General features: G+C 43.3%; 14 protein-coding genes and 1 pseudogene. 7 read left to right on the forward strand and 8 right to left on the reverse strand.

Annotated elements, in window-relative coordinates; genetic code table 11:
* Positions 1–32: 32 nt before the first annotated feature.
* Positions 33–1,408, reverse strand: a pseudogene (gene hemW, locus JMX94_RS04085) (radical SAM family heme chaperone HemW).
* Between the two features lie 267 nt (positions 1,409–1,675).
* Between hemW and JMX94_RS04090 the strand changes: the two are divergent.
* The 4 genes from JMX94_RS04090 to accC all read left to right on the forward strand — a co-directional run bounded on the left by JMX94_RS04090 (position 1,676) and on the right by accC (position 6,083).
* Positions 1,676–2,170, forward strand: coding sequence for an EVE domain-containing protein (locus tag JMX94_RS04090; protein WP_201563463.1), 495 nt, complete (start codon positions 1,676–1,678; stop codon positions 2,168–2,170).
* Between the two features lie 345 nt (positions 2,171–2,515).
* Positions 2,516–3,883 carry an MATE family efflux transporter gene (locus JMX94_RS04095; RefSeq protein ID WP_201563465.1) on the forward strand — a complete coding sequence of 456 codons (1,368 nt, stop codon included), beginning with the start codon at positions 2,516–2,518 and terminating at the stop codon, positions 3,881–3,883.
* 251 nt (positions 3,884–4,134) lie between these two features.
* Positions 4,135–4,563: an acetyl-CoA carboxylase biotin carboxyl carrier protein gene (gene accB, locus JMX94_RS04100; protein WP_201563467.1), complete on the forward strand. Its 429-nt coding sequence runs from the start codon at positions 4,135–4,137 to the stop codon at positions 4,561–4,563.
* A 158-nt stretch (positions 4,564–4,721) separates the two neighbouring features.
* Positions 4,722–6,083, forward strand: coding sequence for an acetyl-CoA carboxylase biotin carboxylase subunit (gene accC, locus JMX94_RS04105; protein ID WP_183617923.1), 1,362 nt, complete (start codon positions 4,722–4,724; stop codon positions 6,081–6,083).
* Positions 6,084–6,224: 141 nt separating this feature from the next.
* Here accC and JMX94_RS04110 read toward each other — a convergent pair whose 3' ends face one another.
* Together JMX94_RS04110 and leuA are read right to left on the reverse strand one after the other, a co-directional pair.
* Positions 6,225–6,842 carry a hypothetical protein gene (locus JMX94_RS04110; RefSeq protein ID WP_201563469.1) on the reverse strand — a complete coding sequence of 206 codons (618 nt, stop codon included), beginning with the start codon at positions 6,840–6,842 and terminating at the stop codon, positions 6,225–6,227.
* A gap of 308 nt (positions 6,843–7,150) precedes the next feature.
* On the reverse strand, positions 7,151–8,935 hold the full coding sequence (gene leuA, locus JMX94_RS04115; RefSeq protein ID WP_201563471.1) for a 2-isopropylmalate synthase: 1,785 nt from the start codon (positions 8,933–8,935) through the stop codon (positions 7,151–7,153).
* 229 nt (positions 8,936–9,164) lie between these two features.
* Between leuA and JMX94_RS04120 the strand changes: the two genes are divergently transcribed.
* Positions 9,165–9,653, forward strand: coding sequence for an Lrp/AsnC family transcriptional regulator (locus tag JMX94_RS04120; protein ID WP_201563473.1), 489 nt, complete (start codon positions 9,165–9,167; stop codon positions 9,651–9,653).
* A gap of 49 nt (positions 9,654–9,702) precedes the next feature.
* On the opposite strand, the gene JMX94_RS04125 is transcribed toward JMX94_RS04120, so the two are convergent.
* From JMX94_RS04125 to JMX94_RS04145, 5 genes are all read right to left on the reverse strand, one after another.
* Entirely contained in the window at positions 9,703–11,046 is a 1,344-nt protein-coding gene (locus JMX94_RS04125) for a YbfB/YjiJ family MFS transporter (protein WP_201563475.1), read from the reverse strand.
* Between the two features lie 146 nt (positions 11,047–11,192).
* Positions 11,193–12,518 (reverse strand): AarF/ABC1/UbiB kinase family protein, encoded by a 1,326-nt coding sequence (locus tag JMX94_RS04130; RefSeq protein ID WP_201563477.1) that lies wholly within the window; start codon positions 12,516–12,518, stop codon positions 11,193–11,195.
* 67 nt (positions 12,519–12,585) lie between these two features.
* Complete coding sequence (locus JMX94_RS04135) at positions 12,586–13,380, reverse strand: HesA/MoeB/ThiF family protein (RefSeq protein ID WP_201563479.1); 795 nt, start codon at positions 13,378–13,380, stop codon at positions 12,586–12,588.
* Between the two features lie 123 nt (positions 13,381–13,503).
* Entirely contained in the window at positions 13,504–14,409 is a 906-nt protein-coding gene (prmC, locus tag JMX94_RS04140) for a peptide chain release factor N(5)-glutamine methyltransferase (protein ID WP_201563481.1), read from the reverse strand.
* Between the two features lie 66 nt (positions 14,410–14,475).
* A complete protein-coding gene (locus JMX94_RS04145) occupies positions 14,476–16,398 on the reverse strand; it encodes an MFS transporter (protein WP_201563483.1) in 1,923 nt (640 codons plus the stop codon).
* 476 nt (positions 16,399–16,874) lie between these two features.
* Here JMX94_RS04145 and JMX94_RS04150 point away from each other — a divergent pair, with 476 nt between their 5' ends.
* Positions 16,875–17,804: a LysR substrate-binding domain-containing protein gene (locus JMX94_RS04150; RefSeq protein ID WP_183617908.1), complete on the forward strand. Its 930-nt coding sequence runs from the start codon at positions 16,875–16,877 to the stop codon at positions 17,802–17,804.
* 363 nt (positions 17,805–18,167) lie between these two features.
* Positions 18,168–19,169, forward strand: coding sequence for an LLM class flavin-dependent oxidoreductase (locus JMX94_RS04155; protein WP_201563484.1), 1,002 nt, complete (start codon positions 18,168–18,170; stop codon positions 19,167–19,169).
* Positions 19,170–19,211 lie beyond the last annotated feature (42 nt).

Genomic DNA, 19,211 nt, shown 5'->3' on the forward strand with positions numbered 1-19,211 from the left:
ATTTGGTAAGCCTCTTTTTTTATCTTTTGATTTTACAAAAACTCTCTTAAGATTTGATTCAGATACCTTTTACCCAATGCAGTCGGCTGTAAATGCTCATTATCATCTATCAATAGCCCTTGTTTAATGAGCTTATTCACCTCTAGAGCAATACTGTCATAGCTCAGTCCCGTACGAGCTTCAAACAACGACCACGCCACGCCATCATGTAAACGTAACGCATTGAGCATAAATTCACTGACCAGCTCATCACTTGCAATTGCTTGCCAACCTACCATTTTTGGCGGTATTAGCGTCTTTGGTATGGTTACCATTTGGTTGTTTTGGTTTATTTTATTTTGCTTAGTCTCATCTTGGTAGCCCATATAGTCTTTGGGCAGACGTGATTTGCTAAAGCGATATATACCCGCCCCGTTTTTTAATATCTCATCAGACATTTTTTCAGCGATCAATTCTTGACTGACATCTTTATCCATGGTGACTTTACCGTGAGCACCAGCACCAATCGCCAGATAGTCGCCAAACTGCCAATAGTTGACGTTGTGACGGCAAGGCTTATCGGACGCACCTGCCCATGTGCCGACACTTCGTAATTGTTATAGCTCAAACTTTCAAGCAATGCCTGACCCGCTTGTTCGATATCCGCCAAGCTATCTTCATCGGGTAAAATCGGCTGACTGCGATAAAACACGGTATTTGGCTCAATGGTCAGCTGATACCATGAAATATGCGTAGCACCTGCGTCATGTGCCATTTGGATATCGTTCAATGCTTCACTCATCATTTGCTGCGGTAACCCATGCATCAAATCCACATTGACGCGCTCAAATCCAGCGCGACGAGCCGCTTTAATGGCAGAGAGCGCTTGGGCTGGATTGTGAATACGCCCCAGTGTGGTGAGCTGCTCAGCAGCAAAGCTTTGTACGCCAATCGACAAACGATTGATGCCTACCTTTAAATACTCCACAAATGGCGCATACTCAAGGGTGCCTGGATTGGCCTCCATCGTTATTTCAATGTCACCGGCAAACCTAAAAATCTCGCGCAAACCGTTAAATAAGCGTTGATACTGGGCAATGGGCAGCAGCGAGGGAGTACCGCCACCGATAAATATTGAGCTGATTTCTCGCCCTTGTGTTAACGATTGCTGCGACGCCGCATCAAGTAATAGCGTATCAACATATTCGTCATACATAGACAGCTGACTGTCCATCGGCAGCTCGTGCGAGTTAAAATCACAATAAGGGCATTTTTTCACACACCACGGGATATGAATATAAAGCGCTAATGGAATATCTCTGACATCGAGCGCACTTATACTGTCAGGACTTGTATTGTCATGATTTGAATTATCACGATTAACAGAGCCAAGGTTGTTAGAAAAATGAGACGATTTGATATTTGACATAATCGGACTTATCTATAAAGGGGTAGCTGCTATCATCAGCAGAAAGTAGCGCTAGGATAACGGCTGGGCGAGCTAAAGAAAAGCCTAATCAGCATAAATTAGACATAAAAGCAGTGACACAAAATGGTGTTTAAGCTGATAGCTCATAGCTAGAATACAAAAAAAGCTCAATGACCATATAAGATGAGAATCTATGATGAGCAGCTTTTAAACTCATGACTATTAAACCGTTATTATTACACTAATAATTTTACAAGGATAAAGACCATGGCCTATTGGCTTATCAAATCCAATCCCCGCTGTTTTAATATAGAAGACTTACAACGTGCGGGCACGGAGATGTGGGATGGCGTGCGTAACTACCGCGCCCGTAACTTTATGCGTGACGATATGAAAGTCGGTGACAAAGTATTTTTTTACCATTCGAGCGCTAAACCTTCTGGCGTCGCTGGCATCGTGACCATTAGCAAGGCCGGCTACCCTGACATCACCCAGTTCCATCCTGAGCATCGACATTATGACCCTAAAGCAACTGAAGATAAGCCACGCTGGTATATGGTAGATGTGACTTTTGAGCAGGCTTTTACGGATATATTGCCCTTAGCCCAACTTAAATTCTTGCCGGCGCTTGAAGATTCCTTGTTGCTGAGAAAAGGCTGTGAGCAGCTGACCATTCTGCCGCTTGAACCCAAGCATTGGAACACGATTATGGATATGGCAGAAGAGCTTAATCTCATACCGTATGAGACTAATTCTATTTGACGCTTACTGCATGGCTTACAACGCCTTAAAATTCAAGAAAAAGCGATGCTTTAGTATTAACAAACGCGTCTAGAACGTTGACATCAGACTTAAGCTTGTTTACCATTATTTTTAATAATAACCTGTCGATTCTACTTGCGAATTGACGGGTTATTTTTATTTTAGGGCTACCATTTTTATTTTTATACCTAACCGGCCTATTGTTACTCAGATTGGACTTGCTCATATTATTTATCGGAGTATTATCGTCGCACCAATCCTATTTTACTGTCTTGCTATTAACTTGTTGATGGCAGCATTTGCTCATCTACAATCATTACCGCAAAGAATAAAAAGTTGCTTATTATGGTTTTCCCATTATCTTTCAGAGATTTTAAAAGTTACAGCTTACGCTTAGGCGTACTTGCACTGCCTATTTTAATTACCCAGTTTTGCCAAGCCGCGCTGGGGGTTGTCGATGCCATTATGGCCGGTCAAGTCTCTGCCCTTGACCTAGCCGCCGTCGCTGTTGGTTCCGGTATTTGGCTGCCATTATTCTTATTGGCGACCGGTATTTTAATCGCCACCACGCCGCTCATTGGCGAAGCAATCGGTCAAAACAAACACAGCCAAGTACCACACATCACCCAACAGTCTTTATGGACGGCAGGTGTCATCGGTATTCTCGGTTTTATTATTGTCAATCTGGCACCCAATATACTTGGGGTGATGGGTGTGCCTGAAAACATCCAACCTATCGCTTCCCAATATCTACGAGGGGTATCGTTCGGTTTCCCTGCGATTGCGGTCTATGCGGTACTGCGCAGTTATTGTGAGGCGCTTGGTCGACCGGAGCCTGTGACAGTTATCAGTATCATCGGGCTGCTTGCCGATATTCCGCTTAACTATATCTTTATCCATGGTTTATTTGGCATGCCTGAGATGGGCGGCGCAGGTTGCGGGGTTGCAACCGCAATAGTCCTTTGGATTAATGTCATACTATTAGCGACTTATACCAGTTTTACTAAGCGTCAACAGTTTGCTAGTACGCGCTTCTTTTATGCTTTTGCCCGTCCCAATCGCACGCAAATCAAAAAACTATTAAAGCTTGGTATCCCGATTGGCATTTCTATCTTTTTTGAAGCCAGTTTATTTAGCTTAGGAGCCTTGGTAATCAGCCCCTTAGGCGAGCTTGCAACCGCCTCGCATCAGGTGGCGCTATCGGTGACCTCGCAGCTGTTTATGATTCCCATCTCAGTCGCGATGGCGCTGACGATTATGGTGTCCAACCGCTTTGGTGAGAAAAACCTGATGGCATTACGTCAGGTACAAGCCACAGGTTTGATATGGACGGTAATAATTGCCCTTACTTGTATGCTTGGCATTTGGTTATTTAGACCGCAATTGGCCGCGGCCTTTACCGACAATCCCGATGTCACAGCCCAAGCCATGCACCTACTTATCTTTGCCTTAGCCTATCAGTTATTTGATGGTTGGCAGGTCAATGTCGCCGGTATATTACGCGGTATGCAAGACACCACCATACCGATGTGGGTCACGCTATTTTGTTATTGGCTCGTGGCCCTACCACTTGGTATTTATCTCGTGCGCTTTACCGACGTTGGCGCGCAAGGTTTTTGGATGGCACTTATCACCGGCTTATTCCTATCTTCCATCTTGCTTACCGTACGTTTGCGCTATCAGCAAAAACGCTTAACCATGATGTGGGCTTAATGCTGTCATTACCTTTATCCAATCGTAGCGTCTAGTAACCATTACTAGCGCTACCTTGTCACATAGACTATGATAAATCATTAAGTATTTCTTACTCTATAAGATAGCTTACGTCATAATATGTAAAAAAACTCAGTTAACAACTGTACATCGATTGCTCATTGGCGTGAATATAGGTATCATTAGCAATTACCAACACAATATTTAGTTACACTATTTTCTCGAATTTAGTACAAGGCAAAATTAAAATTATGGATATTGAAAAAATACGCACCCTGATCGCACTCATGGAAGAAAGTGAACTGGTTAATTTAGAAATCAGCTCAGACGACGAACATATTAGCTTAACTCGTCACTATGATGCGCCTGCACCAACGATGATGGCCGCTCCAACTGTTGGCGCTGCGCCAATCGCTGCTGAAGCCACAGCTGCTATCAAAGCTGGTAGCGTTGAGACATCGCCGATGGTTGGTGTTTTCTATTCAGCCCCAAGCCCTAACGATCCACCGTTTGTAAAGGTTGGACAAAAAGTACAAGCGGGTGACACGCTTGGTATTATCGAAGCCATGAAAATCATGAATCCTCTTGAAGCGACTCAAAGCGGTATTGTGGATGAAATCTTAGTAAATAACTCTGAAGTTGTGCAGTTTGGTCAGCCGGTCATACGCTACAAAGCGTAACGCTATTTCCAACCTTTACTTTGTAATGATTGAGACCTCGTTATTATTGATACGGCATCAGCGCTCAATTTACCTAAATGAGTTGTATCGTCATTTATTTTTATGATGTCTAAAATAGCGACTTTATCAATGACTGCCGCTTCAACAAGGATGACCCCATGATAAAAAAACTGCTCATCGCCAATAGAGGTGAGATTGCCCTACGTATCGTTCGAGCTTGTAAGGCGCTTGGCATAGAGACTGTCGGCGTCTATTCTACCGCTGATGCAAATTTGATGCACTTACGCTTTGTTGATGAAGCAATCTGTATTGGCAAACCCAATGCCAACCAAAGCTATCTTGATATCAATACGATTTTGACCGCCGCTGAAATTACTGGTGCTGACGCCATTCATCCCGGTTATGGTTTTTTGGCTGAAAATGCTGAGTTTGCTGAGCGTATCGAAGAAGCTGGATTGACCTTCGTTGGTCCTAACGCCGATCATATCCGCTTAATGGGTAATAAAGTTTCTGCCATCAATGCCATGAAAAAAGCAGGTGTGCCAACGGTACCCGGTTCAGTGGGTGCGGTGACCATGCACAATGCGGAAGAGCAAGCACGCAACATTGGCTTTCCTCTTATTATTAAAGCAGCTGCAGGCGGTGGTGGTCGTGGTATGCGCGTTGTTGAGCGCTTTGAGGAAATTATTGGTCAAGTGCAAGCGGCAAAGCAAGAAGCTGAATTGTGGTTTGGCGACGATACGGTCTATATGGAACGCTATCTACAAAATCCGCGCCACGTAGAAGTACAGGTACTTGGCGACGGCAATGGTAATGCGATTCATCTTTATGACCGTGATTGCTCTTTACAGCGCCGCCATCAGAAAGTATTAGAAGAGGCCCCTGCCCCTGATATCCCTGATGATGTACGTCAGCCTATCCTCGATGCCTGTGTCAAAGCCTGTAAGCTGGTCAAGTATCGCGGTGCTGGGACATTTGAGTTTTTATTTGAAAATAATGAATTCTTTTTTATCGAGATGAATACCCGTGTACAGGTTGAGCATACCATCACCGAGATGATTACAGGTATCGATGTGGTCGTTGAGCAGCTTAAAATCGCAGCGGGCTACGGTTTATCTTATCGTCAAAGCGAAATTGAAGTTCAAGGTCATGCGATTGAATGTCGTATTAATGCTGAAGATCCAGTGACCTTTATGCCATCACCCGGTACTGTCACTCAGCTGTACTCACCTAGTGGCGCTGGCGTTCGCTTTGATTCACATCTCTATCCCGGCTATGAGATTCCAAGTTACTACGACTCACTCATTGGCAAGCTTATCTGCCATGGTCAAACGCGTCAGCAAGCAATCTCTAAAACCCTGCACGCACTTGATGAATTGGTGATTGAAGGTATTAAGACCAATATACCGATGCATCGTGATGTAATTTTGGCTGATGATAAATTTGTCCATGAAGCACAAAATATTCATTATCTTGAAAGAGAGTTATTAACGGCTAATAAAGACAAGGCTGATTCATAGTCTGTCTAAATGCTATTGTTTTACAAGAAAATTAATAAAAAAACCGCTATCCAAATAGATAGCGGTTTTTTATTGTGTCTGGATTTTATAAATGACATTTTTAAATTTTATAGATAACAGTTTATAAATGATAATAAAATATTATGGTAATACTCTAGTGAAATTCATAAAGCATTCTGTACCATCAGGGTCGGCACGCCACTGCATCTGATTACCGTCATGGTTTAAAAACGCAATCAGCGCCTCATCAGTCTGATCTATCTGATTGCCTGAGCAATCTACCTCATTGTTGTCATAGACTGTTTTGAGAGCAATAATCGGCAAACCCTCTTCGCGGTGAGTGACTAGGTAGCGACCATAGGTCCATTCTTTACCACTGACTGCCCACATCTCATTATCCGCAGCAAAGTTATATAACTCACGGCATTGATTGGATTTCGCTGCTGAAGCCATCAGTTTTTGACTGCTGCTCGGCTTGATATTAACAATACGTTTTTCATTTTGGCTCAGTAGCCCATCTTTCGTATCAGCGCTTACTTTTGGCTCAACACTTTTTACTTTTTGCTGCTTGGATGCCGCTTGTCTGGCCTCCGCTTCTTTAGTCATTGTGATACTACTGTCTAAATCTATCTCCCACTGTCCGGCAATGGCGGGACTGATATGCGTGGTAATCGTGGGCTTACTGACGACTTCACCATTCGCTGGCAGTGAAGCTAAAATAGATGCCAATGTAAATGAAGCAAATGATATAGGTTCCATAATTAACCTTGTTTTTCTACTATTATAATAATGAATGATATATACATTAGCGTAAGTCTTAGACACCAAAAACACAAGTAACATTATGCTATCAGTCGTAAAGACGTCGCTAAGCACGCACTCAGTTATCATGATTTCAATATAAAAAGAGTACCTTTAAAATAGCACGCTACTATGATATTTTCTTCCATAAAAAAATAACGCCATGGCTGATTTGCCGGTTGCAAGAGCCATGACGTTATAGGTTACCGTATTAAATGAACCGTCTTAATACTAATACTGTTTTAATATTAATAGTATAAATTTTATTAAGCAGCGGCGGTATTTACTGCTTGAGCAAAGGCGGATAACGCGCCTTTAAGCATCGCCGATACGGTACTGCTACAAGTGCCAATGCCTGAGTAAACTTCACCATCGACATTTAGCTGAATGTAAGCGGCAGCGTTGGCGTTGGTTTTGTTATCATTATTGGTATCATCATCGATACCATCACCGCTATTGTGCTGCGGATTAATCGCATGCTCAGCGTAGTTGATGACATGAATGGATTTACCCGTATGCTGGGCGAGTCCGTCAATAAACGATGATAAAGGACCGTTACCTGTACCATCAATAGTAATAGCGTCACCATTCATCTGTACTTGACCGTTAAAGTACACCTCACCGCCTTTATTATTGACGCTATAATCTAGAAGCTCAAAGCTGCCTTGCTGCAAATAAGTGTCTTCAAAGGTTTGTAAGATTTCATCGTTCTGCAATTCACGGGCCGCGCTTTCCGCTTGTTTTTGTACCACACCGCTAAAGTCAATCTGCATCCAGCGTGGCAAGTTAAAGCCATAGTTACGCTGCAAGATATAAGCAACGCCGCCTTTACCAGACTGGCTATTGATACGAACCACATCTTGATAGCTGCGACCGATATGCGCCGGATCAATTGGCAAGTACGCCACATCCCACACATTTTCGGTCTGCTCGGCATGCTTTTCATTATAATCGAGGCATTTTTTGATGGCATCTTGATGCGAGCCACTAAAGGCGGTAAACACCAACTCGCCAACGTACGGATGACGAGGATGAAGTGGCAAGTTATTACACTCGCTCACCACCTGTACAATCTCACTCATATTACTAAAATCAAGCTCTGGATCAACGCCTTGGCTGAACAAGTTCATTGCCATGACCATGATATCCATATTACCGGTACGCTCACCATTACCAAGCAAGGTGCCTTCAATACGATCGGCACCAGCAAGCACGCCAAGCTCAGCCGCCGCTACCGCACAGCCACGGTCATTATGGGTATGCAAACTGATAGTGACATGCTCACGTTTGGCAAGATGACGACAGAAATATTCAACTTGGTCAGCAAAGACGTTTGGCGTTGACGCTTCAACCGTCGCGGGCAAGTTTAAAATCACTTCTTGACCGTTTTCAGGCTTCCAGACATCACAAACCGCGTCACAGACTTCGACTGCATATTCCGTCTCAGTTTGGCTAAAGCTTTCAGGTGAATACTGGAATACCCATTCTGTTTCCGGATATTTGGCCGCGTATTCGACCAATAAATTCGCACCGGTAATGGCAATCTCTTTAATTTCAGCTTTATTTTTACCGTATACTTTTTCGCGTTGGATACGGCACGTTGAGTTATAAACATGGACGATGGCACGCTTCGCCCCTTTTAATGATTCAAAAGTACGGGCAATCAAATGCTCGCGCGCCTGCACCAATACTTGCAAGGTGACATCAGCAGGCACATGGTTTTCTTCGATTAATTTGCGCGCAAAATCAAACTCAACTTGTGCCGCTGATGGGAAGCCAATTTCAATCTCTTTAAAACCCACATCGACCAAGGTTTTAAAAAAGCGCATTTTTTGTTCAATCGTCATTGGATCGATTAACGCCTGATTACCATCGCGCAGGTCCACGCTTGCCCAAATTGGTGATTTCTCAATCGTTTTGCTCGGCCAAGTGCGATCTGTCAGCACAGGTGCAAACGCAAATGGACGATATTTACGGAAATCGAAAGCGGCATTTTTTGGGGTAACTTTTGCAGAGGTGTTGTCTGCATGGCGTGTTGCTTGATTAGGCATAATCAATCCTTAGATAACATAAAGAGCTGAGTTGAAGTGTAGATTTTAGCTGGGCAACTAATGACCAAATCATTCTTTATCATACGAGATAATAAAAGTTTATGCCATTATAATAACAAAGTTTCTGCGTTAGAAATCAGCTTTATTTCACCAAAATTTATAGTAATTTAGTGAAAAAATGCACAATTATGATTATAATTGCTGTAATTCACCAATAAGGCGATATTCGATGTTAAATAACCATACGGAAAACTCTTTAGCCATAGATATTGACGATACTGACAAACAGATATTACGCTTATTACAAACCCAAGCACGTATGAGTATTACCGAGCTTGCCGAACGGGTTAACTTATCGGCAACCCCTTGCGCGCGCCGTATCAAACGCTTAGAAGATTCAGGCATCATCACCGGCTACCATACCCAGACCGATGCGCAAAAACTTGGCTATCCTCTGGCGGTATTTATTGCGATTAGTATGGATCGCCATACTGCAGATCGCTTTGAGCTTTTTGAAGAAAAAATTCAAAGTTTCGATGAGGTGGTTAGCTGTAGTATCGTCACCGGTCGCACTGAAGACTACTTAATTAAAGTGCGTGTACGTGATATGGCGCATTATGAGGAGTTTTTATTGCATAGGCTCAATCGCATCGAAGGCGTCGCCCAAGTGCATACCAGCTTTGAGCTACGAGAAGTATTTAGTCGTAGCGTGGTTTAGTTTGACGGTTAATGTGGCTGTGGCTGTTTCCTTTCATTAATTCTAGTTATCAATTAGAAGATGACTGAGTTTGCCGCTGAAAAAAGAAAACTAAAACCAACCCTAGTAATAAACCGCTAGCCGCGACCAATAAACCGGCGTTAAAATTGTCCTGTTTCCCTGCCAGCGCCACCGTGACCAGCGGCCCTATGAACTGCCCTATTGCATACGCCAAAGTTGCCAGCCCAATTAATAAATTTGAGTAAGCGGGATTGATATTTTTAATCAAATTAAGTGTCATTGACACCATACCGACAAAGGTTAAGCCCAAAATCACTGCATTACCATATAAGCCAATAGCACCATCAGACCATATTGGCAAACACATACCAAACGCTTGCAATAACGTTAAACCCATCAAGGTTTTGGTCTCGCCAATGCGCTTGGCAAGCGCGCCCCAAATAGGGTTCGATAGCATGGCAAAGATACCAACTACGAGCCAAATCAGTAACCCTGCATAGCTTTGTGTCGTAAGCCGCTGCGTTGCCATTACGGGCAAAAAAGTCGCTGAAGTAATATAACCAAACCCCGCCAATACATAACTTGCCGACAGTAATACAATCGCCTTGGTATGACCAGCCACCGCTTCATATAAAGAACGTTTAAAATTAAGATAAGTTTGCTGTATGGATAGGCGCTGATTGCTGCGGTTTAATTTAACAGGCTGTGATTTAAGGGATGATAGCTTAGAGGATTGTCGCTTAGGGAACTGCAAGTTAGAGGACGATAATTTAGATGATGATAAATCAGCTGAAATCAGATTTTGCGGTCTAATGGCATAAAGCAGCCATAATAACGGTAGACTGATAATCCCTGCTACTAGCCAAATGATATCGAAATGATAGCCGAGTGTTAATAACCACCATGTCAAGACGGCAGAGGCGCTGATACCGACGCCAATGCCCGCATAATGTAAGGCTGAAAGTACCGAGCGGCGCTCATGACTAAAGCTTTGAATCACTAGCGATGAGCTTAAAATCATCGCCACCCCACTGGCGATACCAGATAACAAGCGGATGACATACCAGCTATTCAACGATAGATTTGGCACCACCAATAGCATGGTAGTAACGATACTGACTGCTGTCCATGCTATGAGCATTTGCCATGTCAAACGTTGGGGCACAAACATCGCAATCAGCGCGCCAATAAAATAACCACTATAATTGACCGAAGCCAGCCAACCTGCAATGACCGTCGATAACGATAATTGTGTCATAATATCAGGTAAGGTTGCGGTAAATAAAAACCGCCCAAACCCCATAACCACCGCCAGACAATATAACCCTATACAAGCAATCGCCGTTTGATTGGTAATAATAGTAGCAGCACGGCTTTTAAAAGCAGTCATCATGACAGAGCCATTTTGTGGCAAGAAGCACACAATCCTTTGTGTTAAAAGCAGCCAAAAGTACTAATACATAACCAATTAAAAATAGAATAAAAGAGTTATAAAGATAATGCTTACTACTAAGAAATATTTCGGACTGGAGGACTCGCCTACTCGGCTGTTTCTGCTTGACCTAACATTTGCACGCGCTGATCGCTAAACATATCCATATCAGGGGCAAGCGTGCGCATAAAGCGGTCAAAATAGAGCATTTGCTTGGTCAATAAAGCAAAGTCACGTGGGAAATGAATACCATGACGCTTACCGACCTCAACAATCTCAAGCATCATCTTATTTAATTCATCGGCCTGCTCTTTGCTGTTAAAAGGCACGCCGCTGGTAAAGGCTTTGTCTTCTGCCATAATGGTTTTCATCATACGCTGCAAATCATTGCCCAATGCCGCGACGTCAACTTGGTTGCCGCCATGGGTCATCTCCATATCAATCATATGGCGCGCCATTGCTTGATAATCGCTGTCTTGCATTGCTTGCATCATACCCATACAGGCGCGCCAGCTCTCAGCTTTTAATTTACCAACGATACCGAAGTCCAAGAAACCAATACGCCCATCAGTTAATAGCATCAAATTACCCGCGTGCAAATCCGCATGGAAGCTATTACACAGCATCAAACTGGCAAACCAGGTATTCAAAGTATCTGCCATCACTTGCGCAGGGTCATTACAATACTGGCGCATGACGGACTCATCTACCATAGAGACGCCGTATAAGCGGCTCATGGTCAGCACACGCTTGGTGGTCAGCTCTTCATAGACGGTCGGCGCGACGACGCGTGTATTTCCTGATATCGCTAAAAACTGCTGGAAATCACGAATATTTTGCGCTTCAGCGATAAAATCTGTTTCGGCAAGCATACGCAAACGAATTTCATCGATAATAGGCGCAATACTGGCAAAGCGCATCGAAGGCATTAGTAGCTCAACCAATTTGGTCACGCCGTGCAACACGCCCAAATCCGTTTGCATAATGGTTTCAACGCCCGGTTTTTGTACCTTTAATACCACTTCATCGCCATTATGCAAACGCGCGGCATGTACTTGGGCAATAGAGGCTGATGCTAACGGTTTTGTGTCGATATGAGCAAACATCTCCTCAAGCGTCAGACCATCAACGGCCAGCTCTTCTTTTAATACCTGTTCAATGTAAGCATAGGATAATGGCGTCGTTTGATCCAAGCAGCTTTGGAATGCTTGAACATATTCACGCGGGAACAATGACGGCGTACTGGCGATAAACTGCCCAATTTTAATGTAAGTCGTACCTAATTGTTCAAAGGTTTCCTTTAGCAGCATGGCATCAGGTTTTTCACCTTTTGCAATTCTAAGCGCTGACAAACCAGCAACGCTTGCAGTTTGGCGAACACGATTAACGACATTAAAGGTATGCTTTAGTAAATGCGGGCGATGAATTTTCATAAGAAACAACTATGGTAATAAAAAGGAGATTATGAGGATACAGAGACTGAAAATGGTTAAGTATTTGCTAATCTTTAGTACAAATCGGACAATGCGCATCTTTGCGATAGCCCATCAGCCGTTGCTGCATCTGGCTACCATCCCATATTAACAGCTTATTTGTCAGTGGATTTTTGGTTAATCCTAGATATTGCAGCGCAGCATTGGCTTGTAAGTTACCCATGATAGCTGTCGTGCTGGCAAGCACCCCTGAATTGGCACAGGTACGTTCATCCGCCTCTGCATCAAGTACCACAGAACCAAAGACGCAATGATAGCAGCCTGTATCCAAGTGCGGCTCATATAATGCCAACTGCCCTTGCATCGCTATCGCTGAAGCGGATAACAACGGAATCTGATAACGAACACTAATACGATTGATGATATCTCGGGTGGCAAAATTATCAGTACAGTCTAAAAGCAGGTCAGGCGTGCCAGATGCCATATCAAGCAGCTCATAAGCATTGTCTTCACTCAATCTTGCCACTGTCCCACCGGCACTAATCAGAGGATTAATTTTGCTGAGCATTTGCGCAGCTGTAAGCGCCTTAGGTTTGCCGATATCTTCAGGTAAAAATAGCGTTTGCCGTTGCAGATTGCTGGCTTCAATCACATCATCATCTATTAGATGCACTTGCCCCAATCCTGCCCGCACGAGCGTTTCAGAAGCTGGGCAACCAAGACCGCCTGCGCCAATCATAACGACGCGCGATGCTTTTAAGCGTAATTGAGCATCGATATCCCAACCATCAAGCAATATCTGCCGTGCATAACGCAGCAGCTCGTCATCCACTAGCTGCCCTGTTTCTTTTGACTGCGTCATACTTTCTACCACAATTTTTCACCACGATTTATAATCAAAAAACGTATTACTAAAAATACCTGCTATTAAAAACACTATTATTAAAATAATGGGGGTCTAAAACCCATTCACTACAATAACCCATTATGACAGCTGACCCAAAGTCACCCTGTCATTCCCACCAAAGTCCTGAACCGTATGGACAGAATCAAAGCGATTGTCTAAAAACAGCTGACGAACCGCTGAACCTTGATCAAAGCCATGCTCAATTGCTAAAAGCCCACCTACATTCAAATGTTTCGGCGCCTGCTGGACAATATACTCGATATCGGCAAGTCCATGATTGGGAGCACTTAAGGCGCTAATCGGCTCGGCAACTAGTCTTGCTAAATGCTCATCTTCTTCATCAATATAAGGCGGGTTAGACACAATCACATCAAATAATGGCTCATCCTGAGTAGACAGCGCGTCATACCAACTACTTTGAATAAACTCGATATCAGCAACCTCATTTACCATTGCATTGTGCTGAGCGACTTTTAACGCCTCTAGCGATAAATCAACGGCAACAACCTGCCAGCTTTCTGTTGAACTATTTTGACAGCTTTGTTTTAACTCATGCGCTAAGCTAATAGCAATACAACCTGAGCCCGTCCCTAAATCTAATAGTCGCTTTGGTTTTTTATCATCATTTGCGATTTTTGGTCGAGAGTTTATCCACGTTAATACTTGTTCAATCAATATCTCAGTATCCGGTCTCGGTATTAACGTATGCTCATTCACCTTAAAGTTCAGTGACCAAAATTCTTGCTGTCCCGTTAAATATGCCAAGGGCGTGCCCTGCTGCATCTTAGTCACACCCGCATGAAATTGCGCAAGCTCGCTATCGTTCAGTTGATAGTTTTCATCAGTGATTAAAAACGAGCTTGGCTGCTCAATGACAAATAACAACCAATCAGTGAGCCAAAACGAGGGCAAATGACTGCTTGCAGCTGCATTCGTCAATTGCTGAATCTGCTGTTTTATTTGACCAATGGTAGCTGCTGTCATAAATAACTCGTAAAATTACTGTTTACTGAATAAGCCTGTCGAACTGGTTATATTTTATTGTCTTAGCTACTCTGATGCCCGTGGTGGCTCTTTGGTATCCGTTAGTTTTGGATTGGCTTTGGTTAACTTATCGCCAATACCTTTGCCGCCTTCACCATCGCCATTATTGTCATTGTCGCCATAAATATCATCGTTATCACCAATGACGATATGTTTATCGACAAAGTAAATCAGCGCTAAAATAGGAATACCAATCGCAAAGGTAAAAATAAAGAAGAACGGATAGCCCATACTATCTACAATAGAGCCTGAATAACCACCCATGACCTTAGGAATAAGCGTCATTAACGAAGAAAAAATAGCGTACTGTACCGCGGTAAAACGTATTGAAGTCAACGCCGATAAGAAAGCAATAAATACCGCGCTAGCAAGACCTGCGGCTAAATTATCAAAAATTACCGCCATATACATGATGGGCAAACTGCCTGGATTATAGGTCAGCACCACAAATAATAAATTGGTCGCACAAGCGAGAATAGCGCCAATCATCATGGCATGCATGATACGAAAACGCTGCGCCAACAGCCCACCTAAGAAACCACCAGCAATGGCCATAATCACGCCAACCAATTTTACCGCATTGGCAATATCGGTTTTACTAAAGCCCATATCTTGATAAAAGACGTTTGATATCACCCCTGCCACGATGTCCGATATGCGGTACAAACCAATCAGCGCTAATAACAATAATGCCTTTTTACCATAGCGTCTAAAGAAGTCTAAGATAGGCTCAATCCACGTCGCCATCGCAATTTCTTTTTTGACTAAACCTACTTTTACTAATGCATAACCTGCTGCCATTGCTGCGGCTAAGCTTATCAGTAAATGCAATGTCTCACTAATAAAGCTGACAAACACGCCTTCAAACTCTGGCAGTATCTGCCCTATTAATACATAGGCCGCGATAAATGCGACGACGGCAAACACAAACAATAAAACCAATCTGACATAGTCTTCGCGGGTTTCCGCTACCAATGGCGCTTTATTGATAATTTTGGGTTGATTGATCATAAAGTACAGTAGCAGCAGAGGCGCACACACCACCAGCGCTAAAAAGTAAAACTTAATACTTGGCATTGCCATTAACGGTATCAGTGCAATGGTACTATCAAAGACCTTATTAATAAGGATATTGATAAGGTATATAACGCCGAACAATAAGGCTGGTATCAGTAGTAACGCTGAGTAAATTAGGAAAACTTTCAGGTTGCTTTTTTGCTTATGACTTTGCAAAATCTCAGCCGTTGGCTCATAACTGGCAAAGGTGGTCAGTATACCCAAAGTCATAACCCCAGCCATAATATAATAGGTATTGCGCCACGCTTCATAACTATAAAAGCTTTCCGTCGAACCGAAATAATCTGCTAAGTATAGCGCGCCTGCCCCAGCCACAATCATACCAACGCGATAACCTGACACATAGATAGAGGACAAAATAGACTGCATCGATGGCGGTGCCAGCTCAATACGGTAAGCATCAATGACGATATCTTGGGTGGCAGAAGAAAAGCCCAGCAAAACCGCCGCACCCGCCATATAAACCAATACGTCTTCGCTAACAGGATTGACCGTCGCCATCAAAAAGATAGCCAATACAATAAGCAGCTGTGATACCACCATCCAACTACGGCGACGACCCAACCATTTGGTCAAAAAAGGCACCGGTAGCGCGTCGATTAATGGCGCCCAAATAAACTTAAATGAATACCCTAATGCTGCCCAGCTGAACATGGTGACCACACCACGGTCAATGCCTGCTTCTCTTAGCCATAATGACAGACTGGAAAAAATAAGCAAAATGGGAATACCGGCTGAAAACCCTAAAAACAGCATGATAATGACACGTGGGTCTAGATAAGCTTTGGCGGCTTCTCCCCATGATTTTTTGGCAATCGGTTGATCAGGCGTTACAGGTTGGACAGCAGACATAATAACTCACCAAAACTTGAGACAAAAGAACACAACTGCGCACAATTTTTATCAATCATTTCTTATTGATTATAGATAAAAAGGATCGATAAAAATTGCTCAGCGTTGCATAAAACCATCATTAGCACAAAATTGAATTATGGTACTTGAGAACGCTAACCTTGACTAGATGTTTTTGCATTAACTTAATAACCATAGCATTCGGCCACCTTATTTATTTCATGACGGTAACGTCGTGTATCAAAAACTCACTCAAGTATTAAAAATGACTTTCTCTAACCGTATCTTGTTTTCAAATCAACTTGTCCATTTAAGTTAAATAAACTATTCTATATTCCTAATTAACATAAATTCATAGCTATTTATTATATACAAGAATAATAGCTTTGATTTACACTGGTGACTTACTGAGTATTTGTACGTTTTTATTTTTATATACAGACAGGGTTTGTATATTTATACAATAGGGTTAAGTGATGGCAATCGACGTAGTGGTCAATCAGCGGCATCTACAAATCCAACTGAAGCAGTTGGAAACAGTGTGGCATACGGTAATTAATGGCTATAATTTAAGTCAAGCAGCAACCGTGCTGCATACCAGCCAATCGAGTCTATCAAAACATATTGCAGCACTTGAAAACCAGCTTAAAACCGAAGTGTTCGTGCGCCAAGGCAAACGCCTGACGGGTCTGACCACCATGGGCACAGCACTCATGCCGCACATCGAATCTATCTTTGCTGAAATTCGTACCATTGAAAACCTCAGTCTGGATTTTAATAATCCCAATATTGGCACGTTAACGATTGCCACCACGCACACGCAGGCGCGTTATGTATTGCCAGAAGTGGTCAAAGAGTTTAAAGAGCGCTTCCCCAAGGTTAATTTAATCCTGCAACAGGCAGATCCTGAAACCATCGCCCAGATGGTCATTCGCGGGCAGGCAGATATTGGTATTGCCACTGAATCGTTATTACACAATAACTATTTGCGTTGCTACCGCTATTATGACTGGACGCATCGGGTCATTGTACCAAGCGACCATGAGCTTGCAGGACTAGAATCGATTGATTTACCAACGCTTGCCAGCTATCCGATTGTGACTTATCACGGCGGTTTTACAGGGCGCGGCGCTATTGATAAAACCTTTAGTGACGCAGGACTTGAGCCTGATATTGTACTCGCAGCGCTTGATGCCGATGTGATTAGCACTTATGTGGGATTAGGATTGGGCATTGGCATTATCGCCGAAATGGCATTTGAGCCAAGTCATTATCAGAATTTGACTGCCATTCCTGTTGATCATTTTGGACGTTTTACCAGCTGGATGGCGGTACGTGATGATGCAGAAATCCGTCAATACGGACGCGCCTTTATGGAGTTATGCCAAAAGCAATTTAGTCAGTAGCTGTTAACGTAATCAGTAGCTTTTTAAGCAGCAGCGCTTAAGCAATTAACAGCGACTTCAAGCAGCATGGCTTAATAATCGTCTTGCTAAAAATACAAACGGCACCGTTATCAATTGATAACGGTGCCGTTTGTATTTTTCTTTTATAAGACTATTTATTTCGGTAAGAAATCTGCGCAGCACTCTTATACGCGCCTCGAATTATTACGATTTGTTATTACCTTGGGCGTTGACCTTTATATTCTCTATAACTGCCCCATCTTATGAGCTATTGAATAATCAGAATGCTTTTTATTACTGATGTTTAAAAAAACCAACTATAAAAATGTCGTTGAAAAGCGCCATCATAACAATAGGTGAATCATGAGCAATACAATTCCATTATCTTTTTTAGACTTAGCACCCGTTCCTGAAGGAAAAACCATCGCTGAAGGCATTGCACAGACAGTTGCTATCGCTCAGCAAGCAGAGAAATCCGGCTTTAACCGTTATTGGATGGCCGAGCATCACAACATGCCTGGTATCGCTAGTGCAGCGACTTCCGTGCTGTTATCGCACATCGGCAGTCAAACCAAGCGCATACGCATCGGTGCAGGTGGCGTCATGCTGCCCAATCATGCACCGCTAGTCATTGCCGAGCAGTTTGGTACCTTACAGGCGCTATATGGTGACCGCGTAGATTTAGGTCTAGGGCGCGCACCGGGTACAGATGGCGCTACCTTTCAGGCACTGCGTCGTCAAATGCAAGACGCCGATCGTTTTCCACAAGATGTACAAGAACTGCTATATTTCTTAGGCGATAGCACAGACGATAGCCCTGTACAATCATTCCCAGGGGCGAAATCAAACATTCCTATTTGGATATTGGGTTCATCGCTTTTTGGCGCGACCTTAGCGGCACATTTGGGGCTACCATACGTCTTTGCCTCACATTTTGCTCCGCAGATGCTCGGTCAAGCCATCACTGCTTATCGCGAACAGTTTAAACCATCAGCGTATTTGGACAAGCCTTATGTGATGCTAGCGGCAAACTTATTACTTGCCGATGATGATGAAACTGCACAATATCACTTTACCTCAGCGCAGCAAAGCTTTGTGCGTCTACGTCGAGGCGAGCGCGGACAAATGCCAATGCCCACTTATGATATGGATAGCATCTGGAGTCCTGCTGAGAGAATGATGGTAGACAATGCTTTATCCGTGTCATTTATCGGTTCTGTACAAACGGTCAAACCGAAACTTGCGAAATTCCTTGCGCAGTATCAGCCAGATGAATTGATTGTCACCGCCAACGTTTATGATCAAGCAGCGCGTTTACGTTCACTGGAACTTACACCTGAGCTAAACTTGTTTACTTTACAATAGACCGCCTCGCTCGCATAATTATTGATAAGCCCTAATGAGATT

The organism is Psychrobacter sp. CMS30, from assembly GCF_904846565.1.
Taxonomy (GTDB): Bacteria; Pseudomonadota; Gammaproteobacteria; order Pseudomonadales; family Moraxellaceae; genus Psychrobacter; species Psychrobacter maritimus.